19 protein-coding genes and 1 tRNA gene are annotated in these 18664 nt (G+C 40.9%); 14 read left to right on the top strand and 6 right to left on the bottom strand.

The window, feature by feature from the left end:
* The first annotated feature begins 1 nt into the window (after position 1).
* The 6 genes from aroA (at position 2) to pyrF (ending at position 6583) form a co-directional block, all read left to right on the top strand.
* Positions 2-1282: a 3-phosphoshikimate 1-carboxyvinyltransferase gene (gene aroA, locus VUI23_RS11125; RefSeq protein ID WP_216046694.1), complete on the top strand. Its 1281-nt coding sequence runs from the start codon at positions 2-4 to the stop codon at positions 1280-1282.
* 183 nt (positions 1283-1465) lie between these two features.
* Positions 1466-2155 (top strand): (d)CMP kinase, encoded by a 690-nt coding sequence (gene cmk / locus VUI23_RS11120; protein ID WP_216046693.1) that lies wholly within the window; start codon positions 1466-1468, stop codon positions 2153-2155.
* 103 nt (positions 2156-2258) lie between these two features.
* A complete protein-coding gene (gene rpsA, locus VUI23_RS11115) occupies positions 2259-3935 on the top strand; it encodes a 30S ribosomal protein S1 (RefSeq protein WP_216046692.1) in 1677 nt (558 codons plus the stop codon).
* A gap of 81 nt (positions 3936-4016) precedes the next feature.
* Positions 4017-4307 carry an integration host factor subunit beta gene (gene ihfB / locus VUI23_RS11110; protein ID WP_216046691.1) on the top strand — a complete coding sequence of 97 codons (291 nt, stop codon included), beginning with the start codon at positions 4017-4019 and terminating at the stop codon, positions 4305-4307.
* Between the two features lie 403 nt (positions 4308-4710).
* Entirely contained in the window at positions 4711-5880 is a 1170-nt protein-coding gene (lapB, locus tag VUI23_RS11105) for a lipopolysaccharide assembly protein LapB (protein ID WP_303501519.1), read from the top strand.
* A 7-nt stretch (positions 5881-5887) separates the two neighbouring features.
* Positions 5888-6583, top strand: a complete 696-nt coding sequence (pyrF, locus tag VUI23_RS11100) for an orotidine-5'-phosphate decarboxylase (protein WP_342804409.1) — start codon at positions 5888-5890, stop codon at positions 6581-6583.
* Positions 6584-6657: 74 nt separating this feature from the next.
* Here the strand turns inward: pyrF and ald are convergent, their stop codons facing one another.
* Positions 6658-7788 (bottom strand): alanine dehydrogenase, encoded by a 1131-nt coding sequence (ald, locus tag VUI23_RS11095; protein WP_342804408.1) that lies wholly within the window; start codon positions 7786-7788, stop codon positions 6658-6660.
* 129 nt (positions 7789-7917) lie between these two features.
* Here ald and lrp point away from each other — a divergent pair, with 129 nt between their 5' ends.
* The 6 genes from lrp (at position 7918) to serS (ending at position 14607) form a co-directional block, all read left to right on the top strand.
* Positions 7918-8403, top strand: a complete 486-nt coding sequence (gene lrp / locus VUI23_RS11090; RefSeq protein WP_216046686.1) for a leucine-responsive transcriptional regulator Lrp — start codon at positions 7918-7920, stop codon at positions 8401-8403.
* Between the two features lie 95 nt (positions 8404-8498).
* Positions 8499-10946, top strand: a complete 2448-nt coding sequence (locus VUI23_RS11085; protein ID WP_342804407.1) for a DNA translocase FtsK 4TM domain-containing protein — start codon at positions 8499-8501, stop codon at positions 10944-10946.
* A 5-nt stretch (positions 10947-10951) separates the two neighbouring features.
* A complete protein-coding gene (gene lolA / locus VUI23_RS11080; protein ID WP_252728704.1) occupies positions 10952-11596 on the top strand; it encodes an outer membrane lipoprotein chaperone LolA in 645 nt (214 codons plus the stop codon).
* Between the two features lie 2 nt (positions 11597-11598).
* Positions 11599-12906 carry a replication-associated recombination protein A gene (locus VUI23_RS11075; RefSeq protein ID WP_342804406.1) on the top strand — a complete coding sequence of 436 codons (1308 nt, stop codon included), beginning with the start codon at positions 11599-11601 and terminating at the stop codon, positions 12904-12906.
* A gap of 11 nt (positions 12907-12917) precedes the next feature.
* Complete coding sequence (gene crcB / locus VUI23_RS11070) at positions 12918-13301, top strand: fluoride efflux transporter CrcB (protein WP_216046683.1); 384 nt, start codon at positions 12918-12920, stop codon at positions 13299-13301.
* Positions 13302-13311: 10 nt separating this feature from the next.
* Positions 13312-14607 carry a serine--tRNA ligase gene (gene serS / locus VUI23_RS11065; RefSeq protein ID WP_216046682.1) on the top strand — a complete coding sequence of 432 codons (1296 nt, stop codon included), beginning with the start codon at positions 13312-13314 and terminating at the stop codon, positions 14605-14607.
* A 52-nt stretch (positions 14608-14659) separates the two neighbouring features.
* On the opposite strand, the gene VUI23_RS11060 is transcribed toward serS, so the two are convergent.
* The 5 genes from VUI23_RS11060 to VUI23_RS11040 all read right to left on the bottom strand — a co-directional run bounded on the left by VUI23_RS11060 (position 14660) and on the right by VUI23_RS11040 (position 16805).
* A complete protein-coding gene (locus VUI23_RS11060) occupies positions 14660-14998 on the bottom strand; it encodes a TusE/DsrC/DsvC family sulfur relay protein (RefSeq protein ID WP_216046681.1) in 339 nt (112 codons plus the stop codon).
* An 8-nt stretch (positions 14999-15006) separates the two neighbouring features.
* Positions 15007-15294 carry a sulfurtransferase complex subunit TusB gene (tusB, locus tag VUI23_RS11055; protein ID WP_216046680.1) on the bottom strand — a complete coding sequence of 96 codons (288 nt, stop codon included), beginning with the start codon at positions 15292-15294 and terminating at the stop codon, positions 15007-15009.
* Positions 15291-15650, bottom strand: coding sequence for a sulfurtransferase complex subunit TusC (tusC, locus tag VUI23_RS11050; protein ID WP_216046679.1), 360 nt, complete (start codon positions 15648-15650; stop codon positions 15291-15293). The genes tusB and tusC overlap by 4 nt, the downstream gene beginning before the upstream one ends.
* Complete coding sequence (gene tusD / locus VUI23_RS11045) at positions 15647-16039, bottom strand: sulfurtransferase complex subunit TusD (protein ID WP_342804405.1); 393 nt, start codon at positions 16037-16039, stop codon at positions 15647-15649. Before tusD ends, tusC begins: the two co-directional genes overlap by 4 nt.
* Before the next feature lie 88 nt (positions 16040-16127).
* Positions 16128-16805 (bottom strand): Bax inhibitor-1/YccA family protein, encoded by a 678-nt coding sequence (locus VUI23_RS11040; RefSeq protein ID WP_342804404.1) that lies wholly within the window; start codon positions 16803-16805, stop codon positions 16128-16130.
* Between the two features lie 303 nt (positions 16806-17108).
* On the opposite strand from VUI23_RS11040, the gene VUI23_RS11035 reads away from it, so the two are divergent.
* Both VUI23_RS11035 and uvrY read left to right on the top strand, forming a co-directional pair.
* A tRNA-Ser gene (locus VUI23_RS11035) sits at positions 17109-17200 on the top strand.
* 809 nt (positions 17201-18009) lie between these two features.
* Positions 18010-18654, top strand: a complete 645-nt coding sequence (gene uvrY, locus VUI23_RS11030) for a UvrY/SirA/GacA family response regulator transcription factor (protein ID WP_216046676.1) — start codon at positions 18010-18012, stop codon at positions 18652-18654.
* The last annotated feature ends 10 nt before the right edge of the window (positions 18655-18664 follow it).

Genomic DNA, 18664 nt, shown 5'->3' with positions numbered 1-18664 from the left:
CATGCAACAACTAAGACTTGAGCCTATTTCCAAAGTACAAGGTACGGTGAATGTTCCAGGCTCAAAGAGTTTATCTAATCGCGCTCTTTTATTGGCAGCTTTAGCAAAAGGTGAAACCACGCTAACTAATTTACTCGATAGCGATGATATCCGGCATATGCTGGATGCATTGAGCCTGTTGGGAGTTGCTTATCAACTTAGTGACGATAAAACTCAGTGTATTGTCCAAGGTAATAATGGTGTCTTCAATACCGATAGTAAGATAGAAATGTTTTTAGGTAATGCAGGCACAGCTATGCGTCCGTTGTGCGCAGCACTAGCTGCCTCAAATGGCGAATACGTTCTTACCGGTGAACCTCGTATGGAGGAGCGTCCAATTGGTGCATTGGTTGATGCGCTATCTCAGGCTGGCGCTGAAATAAGCTACCTAAAAAGTGATGGATATCCACCGTTACATATTAAAGGGAAAGCTCTTTCAGGTGGCAAAATCCAAGTCGATGGCAGTGTGTCTAGTCAGTTTTTAACCGCAGTACTTATGGCTGCACCGTTATTTTCTGATGACAGTCAAATTGATATTATTGGCGAATTGGTCTCTAAACCTTATATTGATATTACCCTAGATACCATGGCCAAGTTTGGGGTTACCGTTGAAAATGACAACTATCAGAGTTTTAAAATAACAGGTAATCAAACTTATCAATCGCCAGGCACATTCTTGGTGGAAGGTGATGCTTCATCAGCGTCTTACTTTTTAGCCGCCGGTGCTATCAAGGGCGGCACGGTAAAAGTGACAGGTGTGGGCGCTAAAAGTATTCAAGGTGATATTAAATTTGCGGATGTGCTTTCCGCTATGGGCGCAAAAGTGACTTGGGGTGATGACTTTATCGAAGTCACAGGAGCACCATTAACAGCCATTGATATGGACATGAATCATATTCCCGATGCCGCTATGACAATCGCGACTACTGCATTGTTTGCCACTGGCACCACCAAAATGACGAATATTTATAATTGGCGGGTTAAAGAGACTGACCGTTTAGCAGCAATGGCTACTGAACTGCGCAAATTAGGTGCAGAAGTAAAAGAAGGTCATGACTTTATTGAGGTTACTGCTCCGGCAAAATTACAAGAAGCGGAAATTGATACTTACAATGACCATCGTGTGGCTATGTGCTTTTCACTCGTTGCTTTAAGCGATACTGCTGTGGTGATAAATGATCCAGGTTGTACGGCTAAAACGTTCCCAGACTACTTTGAACGATTTGCCAGCATTAGTGACTAATATTTTCTAGTAACTAGAATAAGAGATGGCTAATGTCATCTCTTGGTTATCTTTATTATTAAACGAAATGTTAAAATTGTGTTTCAAATCAATGTGTTAATTGCTAATTAGATAGCTTGCATTGCTTATGTTTCGTTAACGAGTATAATTCCGCCCGATTTTTAACTCAGCTCAGGAGAGCACATGCAAGTATCACCAGTCATCACTATCGATGGTCCTAGCGGTGCAGGAAAGGGAACAGTGAGCGCGTTATTGGCCAAAACACTAGGCTGGAACTTCCTTGATAGTGGCGCGATATATCGTGTTTTAGCGATTGCCGCGATCCATCATCAAATTGAACCTGACGATGAAGATGCTCTGCTTCCTCTAGCCAGTAGTCTAGATGTTAACTTCAATACCACTAACAAAGACAGTAAAGTCATCCTTGAAGGCGAAGATGTTACCCATGAAATTCGCACTGAAGAGGTAGGCAGTATTGCTTCTAAAGTAGCTTCTTTACCGCGTATTCGCGAAGCATTATTAAGACGTCAACGTGCTTTTCGAGAAGAGCCAGGTTTAGTTGCCGATGGTCGTGATATGGGAACCGTAGTATTTCCTAACGCAGAAGCCAAAATATTCCTAACGGCTAGCGCAGATGAAAGGGCCCAGAGACGATACAATCAGTTGAAAGATAAGGGGCATGATGTTAATATTGCGCGCCTTTTAACCGATATCAAAGCAAGAGACGAGCGAGATGCTAACCGAAGTGTTGCTCCGTTGGTACCTGCTGATGACGCATTAGTGCTTGATTCTACACACTTAAATGTAGAGCAAGTGCTTGAAAAGGTTAAAGAATTTGTTGGTTCAAAACTTAGTGTCCAATGCGCTCTTTAATTGCTCTACCCGCCAGATAACGGATTAATCTGGTTATGAACAACAACCCCACGTTAATCGGATTTTTCGTGGATACACTTAAAAGTAACTATTAAAGTAATCTATGACTGAAAATTTTGCTGATTTATTTGAAGAAAGTTTAAAAGAACTTGAAACACGTCCTGGTGCCATCGTTAAAGGTACTATCGTATCAATTGATAAAGACATTGTTCTTGTTGATGCAGGTCTTAAATCTGAAAGCGCAATTCCCGTAGAGCAATTCAAAAACGCTGAAGGCGTCCTTGAAGTAGCCATTGGCGACACAGTAGATGTTGCTTTAGACGCGGTTGAAGACGGTTTTGGTGAGACTATTCTATCCAGAGAAAAAGCTAAGCGTCATGAAGCTTGGGTAGAACTTGAAAAAGCTTACGAAGAAAAAGAAACCATCATTGGTGTTATCAATGGCAAAGTCAAAGGTGGCTTTACTGTTGAAGTGAATACAGTGCGCGCATTCTTGCCTGGTTCATTAGTTGATGTTCGCCCAGTTCGCGACACAACTCACCTTGAAGGTAAAGAATTAGAATTTAAAGTTATCAAGTTAGATGCTAAACGTAACAACGTTGTAGTTTCTCGTCGTGCTGTTATCGAAGCTGAAAGCAGTGCAGAACGTGATCAAATACTTGCTAACCTTGAAGAAGGCCATGAAGTTAAAGGTATCGTTAAGAACCTTACTGACTACGGTGCATTCGTTGACCTAGGCGGTGTAGACGGTCTACTTCACATTACTGATATGGCTTGGAAACGCGTTAAGCACCCAAGTGAAATCGTTAACGTTGGTGACGAAATTAACGTTAAAGTATTGAAGTTCGACAAAGAGAAGTCTCGTGTTTCTCTTGGTATGAAACAAATGGGCAGCGATCCTTGGCAAGAAATTGCTAACCGTTACCCTGAAGGTTCTAAATTATCAGGTGCGGTTACTAACCTTACTGACTACGGTTGTTTTGTTGAAATCGAAGACGGTGTTGAAGGTTTGGTTCACGTTTCTGAAATGGATTGGACTAACAAAAACATCCACCCATCTAAGGTTGTTAACCTAGGTGATGTTGTTGAAGTTATGGTTCTTGAAATTGACGAAGAACGTCGTCGTATTTCTCTAGGTCTTAAGCAATGTAAAGCTAACCCTTGGGAAGAATTTGCTAAGTCTCACGAGAAGAACGATAAAGTTAGCGGTAAGATCAAATCTATCACTGACTTCGGTATCTTCATCGGTCTTGACGGCGGCATCGACGGACTAGTTCACTTGTCTGACATTTCTTGGAATAAGACTGGCGAAGACGCTGTTCGTGAATACAAGAAAGGTGATGAAATCTCAGCTGTGGTATTGCAAGTCGACCCAGAGCGCGAGCGTATTTCACTAGGTGTTAAACAGATTGAAGAAGATCCGTTCAATAAGTATCTGACAGATAACAAGAAAGGTGCTATCGTTACTGGTAAGGTTACCGCTGTAGACGCTAAAGGTGTTACGGTTAACTTGGCAGAAGAAGTAGATGGTTACGTTCGTGTTGGTGATTTGACAGTTGAACGTTTAGAAGATGCTTCTGAAGTTGTTAATGTAGGTGATGATCTTGAAGCCAAATTTATGGGCGTAGATCGTAAGAACCGTATCGTTAACTTGTCGGTTAAAGCGAAAGACCAAGCAGACGAGAAAGAAGCTATCGAAAAAGTAAATCAACAGCCAGATGATGCTGGATTTGCTAACGCGATGGCCGAAGCATTCAAAGCTGCTAAAGGCGAAGAATAAAACTTATGCTCAGGCACTTGAACCAAAGTGCCTGATTGTCAGTCTCATCGGTAAAGTATTTTTGATTAACGGAGATTTCTAATGACTAAATCAGAACTTATTGAAAGGCTCGCCGATAAAGCTCGTCACGTTCCTGCTAAGGATGTTGAGTCTGCAATTAAAGAAATGCTAGAGCAAATGGCGCAAACCCTTCAAAAGGGTGATCGCATAGAGATACGTGGCTTTGGTAGTTTTTCGTTGCATTTTCGTGCTCCTCGCGTTGGCCGTAACCCTAAAACCGGTGAAACGGTTAAACTGGAAGGTAAATACGTTCCTCACTTTAAACCTGGTAAGGAATTGCGTGAACGTGTTAACGAAGGTCTGGCACATTAAGATTATTTTATATTAAAAAAACGGCACTCTTTTTAGAGTGCCGTTTTTGTTTGGGTGACAACTAGGTACATAGTTTTGTACTATAAGCTTTGATACCGCTTAATAAGCGTTTTTCCTTAACAATTTGAGGTTTAAGATTGAAAATATTCCTGATCGTTATCATTTTCATTATTATCATGCTGGTAGCATCACTTTTAGGTGCAAAAAATGATCAAGCCGTGATGTTTGATTATTTAATGGGTTCCATGGAAATGCGCCTCTCAATTTTATTAATGTCTTTTTTTGCTGCCGGCGTAATATTTAGCTCGTTAGTTTTCACACTTGTTTGGCTTAAATTAAAATGGCGCATCAATCGGTTACAGAAACGTAATCGCACAACTGACATTGCAAGTAGTTAATCTGGATGCTTGAATTACTTTTTTTATTACTTCCTGTTGCTGCTGGTTATGGTTATGTCATGGGACGCAATAGCGTCCGTCAAGCACAGCGCAAACAATCCAGTATTCTCTCTCGACATTACTTTAAAGGTTTAAACTTTTTATTGTCTGATCAACCAGATAAAGCGGTTGATACATTAATGAAAATGATGAGCTTAGACAGTGATACCGTTGAAACTCATATAGCTATGGGAAATTTCTTCAGACATCGTGGTGAGTTAGATCGTGCTATTCGTGTGCACCAGAATTTGGTTAGTAAACAAGAATTGTCCGAATCGCAAAATAGACAAGCGCTACGAGAGCTTGGTAAAGATTATATGATGGCGGGCTTTTTAGAGCGCGCCGAAAATGCCTTTTTAGAATTATTGGACAGTGATAAACATTTCCTAGACGCCCAACAGCATCTATTTAGCATCTATCAAACTACAAAAGAGTGGGATAGAGCGATAGAGCTTGGTGAGCGTATGATGGATTGTCACGGTGATAGCGATGAATTGTGTATACGTATTTCTCATTTTTATTGTGAACAAGCATTAAAAATGATCAAACAAGAGAAATATGAAACAGCTGAAAAATCGCTACAAAAAGCAATTGCGGCTTATGAACACGGGGTAAGGCCTTGGTTGATTTTAGGCGATCTATCCATTCAACAGGGTGATTATCAAAAAGCCTTCGATTATTTAAAAGAAGTGCCTGTTCGCGACATCAGTTGGTTTAGCGAAGCAGTACCTAAACTAGAACAATGTGCTGAGAAGCTCAATAATGATGCTCAATTAGAAGCGGTTTTAGATTTATATTGGCAGCAATGTGCGACTTCGTATTTAGCAAAAGTGAAATTGTTAGCTAAAAAAGAGAATACTGAGACTGCGGAAACGGTATTGTTCGACCAATTGAAAAAAACGCCAACCATGAAAGGCTTTAAAACCCTGATGGGCTTTTTTATTGAAGACGAAGTCGACGATAAAACCCGTGAGAGTCTGACAATGGTTAAAGGATTGGTAGAAGAACAAATTAAAATGCGGCCAAAGTATCGTTGTTTGAGTTGCGGTTTTTCCGGACGTCAAATACATTGGTTGTGTCCATCATGTAAGAAATGGGGTGTGGTAAAACCAATTAAAGGGTTAGACGGAGAATAGTCGATTTATGAGTGATACAAGAGTCATAGTTGCATTAGATTTTGATAACAGGGCCAAAGCATTAAATTTAGTTAGCCAACTTGATAGTAATTTATGCAAATTAAAGATCGGTAAAGAAATGTTTACCTATTTTGGTCCTGAGTTTGTAAAGGAATTAGTTAACAGGGGGTTTGATGTTTTTCTAGATCTTAAATTCCATGACATTCCAAACACTGTCGGCAAAGCATGTTTGGCAGCGGCCGACTTGGGAGTATGGATGTTAAATGTGCATGCTTCCGGTGGTCCTAAAATGATGGAAAACGCCAAAACTCAACTAGCTACACTAGGGGCGGACCAACCTAAACTGATAGCAGTGACAGTGCTCACCAGTATGGAACAGAGTCAACTTAATGCAATTGGAATACAAGATTCTCCTGAGCAACAGGTTTTAAGACTGGCTAAGTTGACAAAAAATTGTGGGTTAGATGGGGTAGTGTGTTCCGCACAAGAAGCCCCGATTCTGAGAAGCTCCTTAGATAAAGATTTTCTATTGGTTACTCCCGGTATTCGACCTTTAGGGTCTGATAAAGGTGACCAACAGCGAGTGATGACACCTCCTGAAGCAATATTAGCAGGGGTTAATTACATGGTTATTGGCCGACCAATTACTCAGGCTGCCGATCCTCTAAGAGCGTTATTGGATATTAATCTATCAGTTGCTTAGAGTAATTAAATTAGAAACAATAAAAAAGCTGCTTTAAAAGCAGCTTTTTTGTGTGTGACGTGCAATAGTCAATATTACATTTCTATTGCTGCACGTGCGTCCATATATTCTAGATTTAACTCTTTACCTAAGGCGTCAACCACTGCTTTATATGTTACTTTGCCTTTATGGACATTCAATCCATTTAACAAGTGAACATCATCAAGCATTGCTTGTTTTGGTCCTTTATTGGCTAATGCCAAACCGAAAGGTAGTGTTGCATTATTCAATGCCATAGTTGATGTTCTTGCTACGCCACCGGGCATATTAGCAACGCAGTAATGGACAACACCATCAACGATGTAGACAGGATCTTGATGAGTTGTAGCTTTTGAGGTTGCAAAACAGCCACCTTGATCTATTGCCACATCAACCACAACTGAACCCTCTTTCATGTTAGCAATATGTTCTTTGCTAAGTAGTTTAGGTGCTGCCGCTCCTGGAATTAATACTGCTCCAACGACCAAATCGGCTTTTGACGAATAGTAATCTATTGCATCTATGGTTGAATAGACGGTTTTCACTTGGTTAGCAAAAATATCGTCTAATTCGCGTAAACGAGTTAATGAACGATCTAAAATTGTGACATCAGCACCAAGGCCAATTGCCATTTTGGCAGCATTAGTGCCCACAACACCACCACCAATTACTAGTACTTTACCTGGAGCTACGCCTGGAACACCACCAAGTAGTGTGCCGCTACCACCTTGTGCTTTTTCAAGATAATGAGCGCCTGCTTGTACAGACATTCTGCCGGCAACTTCACTCATCGGAGCCAAAAGAGGTAAACCGTTTCTATTGTCTGTAACCGTTTCATAGGCGATACAGGTTGCGCCAGATGCAACTAATAGCTCCGTTTGCGTTGGATCAGGTGCTAGATGCAAGTAAGTATAAAGGGTCTGGCCTTCACGAAGCATTTTACATTCGTTAGGTTGTGGCTCTTTTACTTTCACAATCATTTCTGCACGGGCAAAGATTTCTTCTGCTGTGTCAATAATTACCGCACCAGCAGCAATATACTGATCATTATCAAACCCTATTGAAGCGCCAGCATTGTTTTCTATCAGTACTTCGTGGCCATGTGTGACAAACTCTTTTGTCGCAGCAGGTGTTAATCCAACACGGTACTCATGATTTTTAATTTCCTTAGGAACTCCAATTAGCATTTTTAACCCAACCTTTTGAATTGCAAGAATAGGCACGCAGTATATGCGACATTAAAAAAACTTTTGTTCTGTTTTTATGCTTTATGCAGTATATTATACTGATAAATTAATGATATGCGGTTTTAAATAATGCTGGTAAAAACCCCAAAACACCTCGACAGAATCGATCGTAACATCCTGATTGAATTACAAAAAAATGGAAAAATTTCAAATGTCGATTTGGCTAAATCCGTTGGATTAAGCGCCAGCCCTTGTCTAGAAAGGGTTAAGCGTTTAGAACAACAAGGGTATATCACAGGTTATTACGCACAACTTGATCCACAAAAGTTAGGCGCTGCAATGTTAGTTTTTGTGGAAATTACGTTAAGCAAAACCAGTGTGGATATTTTCGAAGAATTTTCTACGGCGGTGAGAAAACATGATGATATTCAAGAATGCCATCTAGTTTCTGGCAACTTTGATTTTTTACTTAAAGCTAGAGTCGCGGATATGTCTAGTTATCGAAAATTACTTGGGGATACATTATTGCGTTTACCTGGTGTCAGCGAATCACGAACTTATGTGGTTATGGAAGAAGTTAAGCATACTGCTCAAATTAAAATCAATCTGAAGTAAATAGCACTCAATGGGAGAGCATTAACTAGGATTTTGGCACTGTCACTGGTAAGGTATGGGTAGAAAAATAATACCTAGAATTGAATTATAGTTTTATGGCGCGTCTATCTGGAATACAACGAATAATGGAAGTGGGCATGATTTTATCATGTGCCTTCGCATTTTTTATTCTGCTTGCTTTAGCATCTTTTAATAGTGCTGACCCGAGTTGGTCTCAGGCTGGATTTCAAGGAAATATCCATAATTGGGTAGGGCCTATAGGTGCTTGGTTTGCCGATGTGCTATTTTTTAGTTTTGGCCGCTTCGCGTATATTTTGCCGTTTATAATAGCCTTTACTGGCTGGTTTTTATTTCAGCAAGTTAAACGCATTGAACAAATTGATTATTTAACGATTGGCTTACGTATTATTGGCTCAATATTATTTTTAGTGGGTATTTCAGGTATTTTGAGTATCAACTTTGATGATATTTTCCATTTTTCTGCCGGTGGTATGATTGGAGACGTAATCAGTAGTTCGTTAATTCCTTACTTTAGTTTAGTTGGTACTACATTACTGTTACTGTGCTTTTTGTTGACGGGGATAACCTTGGTCACTGGCATTTCCTTAGTGACGGTCGTCGATAAGTTAGGTGAAGTAACTATTTTGTCGGGATTGTTTTTATATCGCACTCCAAAACTAATTCAACAAAGTCCTATTGCAAGGTTAACTTTTAAATCAGCTAGCAATGAAACAAGTGATAATGACGTAGAGATCACTACATTTAAGGCCGCTGAACGAGCCACTCCCATAGAGCCAACGATTACTATTCCTGAAGAAATATTTGAACAACCTAAACCTGAGCCTAAACCCAGTATTTTGTCGGTGTCTGAGCTTAAAAAGAAAATAACCGGTAAAAAAGAAAAACAAAACACCGAGCAACCAGAACCATTTAAGGCAGAGCCCACGGCTGATATTCAAGCTGAAACTATACCTAAACAAACACAAAACACCACAGCACCTCATTTAAATGGCAATGCAAAACCAGTAGGGGAGGTCGATGATTCTTTAGGCCCGTTACCTTCATTTGACTTGTTAGAACGTGCTGACAAAGTTAAAAACCCCATTACCCAAGAAGAATTGGATATAGTTTCCCGCCTAGTGGAAGAAAAATTATTAGATTTTAATATTGAAGCTAAAGTAGTGGGGGTTTTTCCAGGTCCGGTTATTACGCGCTTTGAGTTAGACCTTGCACCTGGCGTGAAAGTAAGTCGAATTACCGCATTATCTAAAGATTTAGCTCGTGCTATGTCGGCAATGTCCGTTCGGGTGGTTGAAGTTATCCCCGGCAAATCAGTTATTGGATTAGAGTTGCCGAACAAAAATAGAGACATGGTACGTTTAAGTGAGGTTATCGCATGCCAAGCTTTCCAAGGCAACGATTCGCCACTGACTATGGTGTTAGGTGCCGATATATCGGGCAAACCTGTGATTGTGGACTTAGCTAAAATGCCACATTTATTAGTTGCAGGTACCACAGGGTCCGGTAAGTCGGTAGGGGTCAACGTGATGATCCTCAGTTTGTTGTACAAATCATCTCCAGAAGATGTGCGTATGATAATGATTGATCCTAAGATGCTAGAGCTCTCGGTCTATGAAGGCATCCCGCATTTGTTGTCTGAAGTGGTAACTGACATGAAAGAAGCGGCGAATGCATTAAGATGGTGTGTAGGCGAGATGGAACGTCGTTATCGATTGATGTCAGCTTTAGGAGTTAGAAATCTTAAAGGCTACAACGCGAAAATTAAACAAGCTATCGAAGACGGACAACCTATCAAAGATCCACTGTGGCGATTCGAAGAAAGTATGGAAACCGTTGCCCCCGATTTAGAAAAATTGCCAGCCATTGTCGTTGTGGTTGATGAATTTGCCGACATGATGATGATTGTTGGGAAAAAAGTGGAAGAACTGATTGCTCGAATCGCGCAAAAGGCGAGGGCAGCAGGAATTCACTTAGTGCTTGCCACACAGCGTCCTTCAGTGGATGTTATTACTGGACTAATTAAAGCCAATATTCCCACCCGTATTGCCTTTCAGGTGTCGTCGAAAATTGATTCTCGTACCATCTTAGATCAACAAGGAGCAGAGTCGTTGTTGGGAATGGGGGATATGTTGTATTTACCTCCTGGCACAGGCGTACCCACACGGGTGCACGGAGCCTTTGTTGATGATCACGAAGTACATGCCGTGGTTGCAGATTGGAAGAAACGGGGCGAACCTAATTATATTGATGAAATACTCAATGGTGAAAGCAGTGCAGAAGTTTTGCTGCCTGGAGAGCAACCAGAGGGAGCCGATCAGGAATTTGATGCGTTTTACGATGAAGCCGTGGCGTTTATTACTGAATCTAGACGGGCATCTGTTTCCAGTGTGCAGCGAAAATTCAGAATTGGTTACAATCGCGCAGCAAGATTAGTTGAACAAATGGAACAAAGTGGCGTCGTAAGTGCTGCGGGTCACAATGGTACTCGTGAAGTTTTAGCACCACCGCCACCAAAGGATTAATCAAAATGAGAAGTAAATTAATCAAGTCATACTGCGTATTTGTTGGAATTTTGATGCTTTCGAGTATCAGCGTCGCTCATGGGAACCAAGGCGATAGTCCAGATGCCAGTGAAAATTTAAAACAGAAATTACTATCGTTAAAAACCTTTACTGCTGCATTCGAACAAAAAGTTACTGATGGACAGGGGGAACTAGTGCAAGAATCCTCCGGTCAAATGACATTGAAACAACCCAACTTAATGATTTGGCAGGTGAATTCTCCTGATGAAAACCTGATGGTCGCTGATGGCACAACACTATGGTATTCAGACCCTTTTGTTGAACAAGTAACAGCGATTAACCAAGCCGATTCTGTGTCCAACAACCCCATCGTATTATTGACCAATCCAAGCAATGAGCAGTGGTCAGAATTTACTATTACTTACGCTGATAATGATGTGTACAGTATTATTGCAATATCGCCAGAATCGCAAATTAGCGAATTAAAATTAAAATTTGAAAATAATCAGCTGAGTCAGTTGAGTTTTATCGATCGCCAACAACAAACCAGCCAGTTAACTTTCTCAGATGTAAAACAGAATATTAATATCGGTGATGAACAATTCGTTTTTACCATTCCCGATGGTTTTGATTTGGACGATCAACGCTAAAAATGGAATTGGATTTTAACGATACTCCCTCATTTGAACCTTTAGCGGCCAAAATGCGGCCCAAAACGGTTGACCAATACGTTGGTCAACAACACATTATCGGTCCGAATAAACCGTTACGAAAATCATTAGAGAACGGCAATTGTCATTCAATGATTCTGTGGGGGCCACCAGGTACCGGTAAGACAACGTTAGCCGAGATTATTGCTAGCCATTGTGACGCTCACATTGAACGCATTTCTGCGGTTACCTCAGGGGTCAAAGACATCCGCAGTGCAATTGAAGTCGCCAAGCAGCATGCCGCGGTAAAAAGCAAACGTACCATATTGTTTGTAGACGAGGTCCATCGTTTCAACAAAGCTCAGCAGGATGCGTTTTTGCCTTTTATTGAAGACGGTACTGTGACATTTATTGGTGCGACCACAGAAAACCCTTCTTTTGAACTAAATAATGCGTTGTTGTCTCGTGCCCGAGTCTATGTTCTACAAGCATTAAGTTATCAAGACCTACAACAGGTTATAGAACAGGCTTTGAAAGACAAAGTGAATGGTTTAGGCAATCAAGCGATTCAAATTGATGCAGTTGCTCAAAAACGCTTAATAGAATTGGCTGGCGGCGACGCTCGTCGATTGCTCAATTATTTAGAACTAAGCGTGGATTTTGCGCAAGAGGGCATTGTTGATATTGAAACCGTCGCTCAAGCTGTGGGAGAAAAAGTCTCACAATTTGATAAAGGAGGAGATCTATTTTATGACATGTTGTCTGCGTTTCATAAATCCGTTCGAGGATCTTCTGCTGATGGTGCTTTGTATTGGTACGCCAGAATATTAACCGCCGGTGGCGACGCATTAGCAGTAGCAAGGCGACTTTTAGCGATATCCACTGAAGATATTGGCAATGCCGATCCCAGGGCCATGCAGGTTTGCCTAAATGCATGGGATATTTACCATAGGGTGGGTGCAGCGGAAGGCGAAAGAGCCATTGCGCAAGCCACTATTTATTGTGCTTGTGCTGCAAAAAGTAACGCCGTTTACACCGCATTTAAAGCGGCCATGGCTGATGTAAAAGACAAGCCTGATTATCCAGTACCGGCACATTTACGGAATGCTCCTACTAAGATAATGGCTGATTTGGGGTACGGCAAAGATTATCGTTATGCCCACAATGAACCCCACGCATATGCTGCCGGTGAAAATTATTTTCCTGAAGAAATGCCCGATACTGAGTATTATCAACCAGTTGAACGTGGACTTGAGACAAAAATTAAGGCTAAATTACGTTTCCTAAAAGATTTAGATGGTAAACAGTAAAAGGGCAATTAATGACGCACAGTATCGCTATTTATAGTTATATCGCTGCAGGTGGGGCAGTTGGTGCGTGCATGCGCTTTTTTCTTTCACAAATGATGCTGCAATGGTTTGGTAAAGGCTTTCCTTTTGGTACACTGCTGGTCAATGTGGTTGGTTCGTTTTTTCTTGGTTTGGTGTACGCGTTAATTGAACACGGCCAAATAGAAATAGTGTTATGGCGAACTGCAATTGGTATCGGTTTACTCGGTGCTTTTACTACCTTCTCAACCTTCTCTGTGGATACTTTGTTGCTTATGCAGCAAGGGCTTTGGTTGAAAGGGATCTTAAATATCTTTTTAAATATAACCTGTTGCTTGATGGCAGCATGGTTAGGAACGCAATTGGTTAAAGGTTAAGAATTAACAAATGTTAGATCCAAAATACTTACGTAACGATATAAACGCAACCGCCGAAAAATTAAAAAGTCGCGGTTTCACCCTTGATGTAGAAGCATTTAATGCATTGGAAGAACGTCGAAAAGCGTTGCAAATGCATACCCAAGAATTGCAAAACGAGCGTAACGTTCGTTCCAAATCTATTGGTAAAGCGAAAGCATCTGGTCAAGATATCGCTCCGCTGTTAGCTGAAGTGGGAAAATTAGGCGACGATCTTGATGCTGCAAAATCTGAGTTAGCTGAATTGCTAGAAGAAATTGCCGCTTGGTCTCAAGGGATTCCAAACCTGCCTGATGAATCCGTTCCTGTCGGAAGCAATGAAGACCAAAATGTGGAAGTCAGTCGTTGGGGAACACCACGAGAGTTCGATTTTGAGGTGAATGATCACGTAGATGTGGCGGAAAAACTGGCTAAAGGCTTAGACTTTGAAACTGGGGTGAAACTTTCTGGTTCGCGTTTTGTTGTGATGCGTGGACAAATAGCTCGCTTAAACCGAGCGTTAACTCAGTTTATGTTAGATTTGCACACTACTGAGCATGGTTATACTGAAATGTATGTACCATACTTAGTTAACGAAGCAAGTATGTTCGGCACCGGACAATTTCCTAAGTTTAAAGAAGATGCATTTCATACTATGCCGGCCACTGAAGAGGGGCAGGGCTTGTCCCTAATTCCTACCGCAGAGGTGCCTTTAACGAACACCGCTCGCGATGAAATCTTCAGTGCCAATGAATTACCTATAAAGTTAACAGCGCATACTCCGTGTTTTCGAAGTGAAGCGGGTTCATATGGTAGAGATACCAAAGGGTTAATTCGAAATCATCAATTCGATAAAGTTGAAATGGTGCAGTTAGTCAAGGCGGAAGATTCATTTGATGCGTTGGAAGAGTTGACAGGTCACGCTGAGAAAGTGCTGCAATTGCTAGAGTTGCCTTATCGTAAAATGTTGCTGTGTACTGGCGATATGGGATTCGGTTCTTGTAAAACCTATGATTTAGAAGTGTGGTTACCAGCACAGAATACCTATCGTGAAATTTCTTCGTGTTCTAATATGTTGGATTTCCAAGCGCGTAGAATGCAGGCCAGATATCGTAATCCTGAAACTAATAAGCCAGAGTTATTGCATACCCTAAATGGTTCTGGTTTAGCCGTAGGACGAACGCTGGTAGCGATTCTAGAGAATTATCAGCAGCAAGATGGCTCAGTGACCATTCCTAAAGTGTTAATTCCTTATATGAATGGCGTTGAAGTAATCACCGTTAGCTAATAGTTCAGAATGCAGTATGATTCATGCTGCATTCTCTTTTTAGCCAATTTGATTACAAACACTTTGCTGGTTTTGGCAGCCCAGCAATCTTGGTAGCTTGTTTAGCGGGACCTTTAGGAAATAAACGCTGTAAGTAGCGACTATTGCCTTTTTCAGGACCATATTCGTTGGCCATGGCTTTTACTAATGCGCGAATGGCAGGGCTGGTGTTAAATTCCAAATAAAAGTTCCGCACAAATGTCACTACTTGCCAGCGATTTTCGTCTAATTCGATATTCTCTTTAGCTGCAATGACTTCGGCTAATTCAGGCTCCCAATCATCTACAGATAATAGGTACCCCATTTTATCAGTGGCAATTTTTTTATTGTTAAACTCGATGTAATGTTCCATTTATTCTACTACCAAGATATTAAGTTATCGTAATCAAGTGTTAAGGCGACAAAACCATTATAGTCAATCATGAGAATTGGAAATTCGTTACACTGGATACCTCTAGCTATGCAGTCAGGCTCAAGGGCATACAGATTTTTTGTGCGCTGCGATAGTTGCTCACAGATAGGAGCTGAATTTAATGCATAGACTGCGTCTTGCATCAATAATATGCCGTCATTAGCATCGATACGTGACAGCGCATTTTCTAGATTAGTATTGGAAAATGGACTTACTGAAAATTTATGTAGGATCATGACAAAGTAATTATGTTATCGGATTTTTGAAGCTGGGCATTTAACTCTGAAGGCGTTAATAGCTGACAACTTACATTTAACTGAGCTTTATCAAGCCCCCGTTTTTCTAAACTTTCTTTACACACAAAAATATTTTCAACATCATAAAACTCAAAAGCACCGAAGCTTTTTGCAAAATGCTTATGCTCTAACTCTCCTGGATTTTGATTTGTAAGTAACTGAAACACGCCATCATCAATAAAGAATACGCTGACGAATTGGCCAAAACTTGCTGATGCTAAAACTAAATCCACCGACTCTTGTCCAGCATTGTTGTTCATTGGTCCGGTTTGATTAATGATTGCCAGAGACTTCAAAATTGAATACTCCTGTCACTTTCATTCAGCATGCTAACTAGCTCGCCAATACCCACGGATTGAAAAGGAGGATTAAGATTGAATAGAGCAGGTGTGTCATTTTGTAGCGCGTCTTGTTCACTTAAAATTCCCCGTCGATTGGCTGCTGTTACACACACTTGCAAAGGAATAGCGTGTTTATCTGCTAATTCACACCATTTAGGGTAAATTGCTAATTCATCAGAAAGCATTGTTTGAAATGAATTGGCAAGCTCTACACCTGATTGGTAAAAGAAAACGCCAGAGATACTATGTCCATCTTCGATCGCGGCTTGAACAAAACGATAGGCACTGTAGCAGTCCTGAGATTCAAGTGGGGAAGAAGTAACTATTATGCAGAAGCTAGCCAAATAAATGATCCCATATTAACGGTGACATTAGTTGCCACATAAAAAAACACCCCAGCAAAGCTGAGGTGTTTTAGCATATCAAAAAATATTAATCGTCGCCGCCAAAAGCACCTAGTAAGTGCAAAATTGACGTGAATAAGTTATAGATGTTTAAGTACATTGAAACAGTCGCGCGAATGTAATTCGTTTCACCACCATTAACAATTCTACTTGTATCAAATAAAATTAGTCCAGACATGATGAACACAATGGCTGCGCTAATGGCTAAACTTAGTACTGGTATACCTAAGAAAAGGTTAGCAAGACTCGCTACTACAGCAACGATTAAACCTACCATCAAAAAACCACCCATAAAGGAAAAATCTTTCTTGGTAGTTAATACATAAGCTGATAAACCAAAAAATACTAACGCAGTAGTACCTAAAGCTTGCATTATTAGTGCAGGGCCACCAGGGAATGCTAAATAATAGTTAAGCATTGGCCCTAAAGAGCCACCTAATAAACCAGTAAAAGCAAAAACAAACAAAATTCCACTTGAGCTGTTTTCAACTTTATTTAAGAAAAATATCATTACCAAAGCTGCCAGACTCATAATCATTGCTGCGCCTTGGCCAAGCCCCATGGCCATTGCTGCGCCTGCACAAACTGCACTAAACGCTAATGTCATTGCTAACAACATGTAAGTATTGCGGAGAACCTTATTGGTTTCCAATACTGATGGGCGAGAACCAACCCTGTCTACATGAGCATAACGATCTTGATCCATAAAAAACCTCCAATAGGCATATAAAAGTGAGTGACTTAGCAAATTGCTATAGTATTGTTTAATTAGTCTATTTGTATGGTGTTTGGTTCACTTTTTCAAGTATTATCGTATCAACTCTTTGTAACAAGCCATATATTGTCGAAATAGCGAACAAATCGGACAAAGAAAGAGCGTTTGAATAAAAATTTGCGTTATCCTCTTTACAAGCTGCAAAAAGGTCATTAATATTCGCCCCACTTCGGAAGCGCAGAACAATTTAGCTCTAAAGCAAATAGTTCAATTCGCTAAAGAAGTACAAAATTCGGATAGCTGGCAGAGCTCGGTTTAATGCACCTGACTTGAAATCAGACGTACGGTCAAACGTACCGGGGGTTCGAATCCCTCGCTATCCGCCACATTAAAAAACCCGCACTTGTTGCGGGTTTTTGCTTTTTTGTCCTCGCAGAAATGAAATGCGGGATTAAAGCCACCGCCTACAGCGAACCGTAGCATGGCCTTTAGGCCATGGATGTTAAATTGCTAATCGCCGGATTAAAGCCACCGCCTGCAACACACCGTAGCATGGCCTTTAGGCCATGGATGTTAAATTGGCAATCGCGGGGCTAAAGCCACCGCCTACAACAAACCGTAGCATGGCCTTTAGGCCATGGGTGTTAAATTGCTAATCGCGGGGCTAAAGCCACCGCCTACAACACACCGTAGCATGGCCTTTAGGCCATGGATGTTAAATTGCTAATCGCGGGATTAAAGCCACCGCCTACAACGAACCGTAGCATGGCCTTTAGGCCATGGATGTTAAATTGCTAATCGCGAGGCTAAAGCCACCGCCTACAACACACCGTAGCATGGCCTTTAGGCCATGGGTGTTAAATTGGCAATCGCGGGGCTAAAGCCACCGCCTACAACGAACCGTAGCATGACCTTTAGGCCATGGGTGTTAAATTGCTAATCGCGGGGCTAAAGCCACCGCCTACAGCGAGCAAAAACATATCTCCTACTTATTTTCGTTTTTAAGTTTCAAATTAACCCTATACAGGTTATTTTTAATCCCGCTATAATTGCTCTTTATATGTTTCCTCAAAGGGATTTTAGGATTTAGCTAGAAGTTTGTAATTAATATTTGTCGAACTATGTATCTAAGAAGACAAATATTAATTACAAAGTCTGATGAATATAGTGCTGTAGATTGATTTTGGGGTAAGCTTTGATAAAACTACTTTTAGTAGATGACCACGAATTGGTGAGAACCGGTATCCGTCGCATTCTTGAAGATGTTGCTGATTTTAAAGTTGTTGGTGAAGTCAATAATGGTGAGGAAGCGATTAAATTTTGCCGCAACTCTCCACCTGATATTGTGCTTATGGACATGAATATGCCAGGTATTGGCGGGTTAGAAGCAACGAAGCAAATTATTCATTATGCCCAAGATTCAAAAGTAATAGTGGTTTCTGTGCATACCGAAAACCCGATTCCTGCAAGAGTGATGCAATTAGGCGCATACGGCTACATCACTAAAGGTACTGAACCGCAGGAAATGGTCATTGCTATCCGTAAAGTTTCTTCTGGTCAACGTTATATCGCGCCTGAAATTGCCCAGCAAATTGCCATAGGTCAATTAAACCTTAATGATACTAACCCTTTTGATCAGTTATCTCGTAGGGAACTGGAGATTACTATTATGCTTACCAAAGGGAGCCGAGTGCCAGATATTGCAAACAAATTAAATATTAGTGCCAAAACGGTTAATACTTACCGCTATCGAATGTTTGAAAAATTGAAAGTTGGGTCAGATGTGGAATTAACCCATTTAGCCCTGCGTCATAATTTAATCGATAGTAATCAACTATAAAAAATTGGCA

It is taken from the genome of Alteromonas sp. M12 (assembly GCF_037478005.1).
Lineage (GTDB): Bacteria > Pseudomonadota > Gammaproteobacteria > Enterobacterales > Alteromonadaceae > Aliiglaciecola > Aliiglaciecola lipolytica_A.
Note: the sequence above shows the minus strand (reverse complement) of the source record. Positions and strands in the feature narration are given on the sequence as shown.

What these genes read in the sequence shown, in the direction of transcription:
- aroA (WP_216046694.1), top strand. Translation starts at nt 2, where the DNA reads ATGCAACAACTAAGACTTGAGCCTATTTCCAAAGTACAAGGTACGGTG.
- cmk (WP_216046693.1), top strand. Translation starts at nt 1,466, where the DNA reads ATGCAAGTATCACCAGTCATCACTATCGATGGTCCTAGCGGTGCAGGA.
- rpsA (WP_216046692.1), top strand. Translation starts at nt 2,259, where the DNA reads ATGACTGAAAATTTTGCTGATTTATTTGAAGAAAGTTTAAAAGAACTT.
- ihfB (WP_216046691.1), top strand. Translation starts at nt 4,017, where the DNA reads ATGACTAAATCAGAACTTATTGAAAGGCTCGCCGATAAAGCTCGTCAC.
- lapB (WP_303501519.1), top strand. Translation starts at nt 4,711, where the DNA reads ATGCTTGAATTACTTTTTTTATTACTTCCTGTTGCTGCTGGTTATGGT.
- pyrF (WP_342804409.1), top strand. Translation starts at nt 5,888, where the DNA reads ATGAGTGATACAAGAGTCATAGTTGCATTAGATTTTGATAACAGGGCC.
- ald (WP_342804408.1), bottom strand. Translation starts at nt 7,788, where the DNA reads ATGCTAATTGGAGTTCCTAAGGAAATTAAAAATCATGAGTACCGTGTT.
- lrp (WP_216046686.1), top strand. Translation starts at nt 7,918, where the DNA reads ATGCTGGTAAAAACCCCAAAACACCTCGACAGAATCGATCGTAACATC.
- VUI23_RS11085 (WP_342804407.1), top strand. Translation starts at nt 8,499, where the DNA reads ATGGCGCGTCTATCTGGAATACAACGAATAATGGAAGTGGGCATGATT.
- lolA (WP_252728704.1), top strand. Translation starts at nt 10,952, where the DNA reads ATGAGAAGTAAATTAATCAAGTCATACTGCGTATTTGTTGGAATTTTG.
- VUI23_RS11075 (WP_342804406.1), top strand. Translation starts at nt 11,599, where the DNA reads ATGGAATTGGATTTTAACGATACTCCCTCATTTGAACCTTTAGCGGCC.
- crcB (WP_216046683.1), top strand. Translation starts at nt 12,918, where the DNA reads ATGACGCACAGTATCGCTATTTATAGTTATATCGCTGCAGGTGGGGCA.
- serS (WP_216046682.1), top strand. Translation starts at nt 13,312, where the DNA reads ATGTTAGATCCAAAATACTTACGTAACGATATAAACGCAACCGCCGAA.
- VUI23_RS11060 (WP_216046681.1), bottom strand. Translation starts at nt 14,998, where the DNA reads ATGGAACATTACATCGAGTTTAACAATAAAAAAATTGCCACTGATAAA.
- tusB (WP_216046680.1), bottom strand. Translation starts at nt 15,294, where the DNA reads ATGATCCTACATAAATTTTCAGTAAGTCCATTTTCCAATACTAATCTA.
- VUI23_RS11040 (WP_342804404.1), bottom strand. Translation starts at nt 16,805, where the DNA reads ATGGATCAAGATCGTTATGCTCATGTAGACAGGGTTGGTTCTCGCCCA.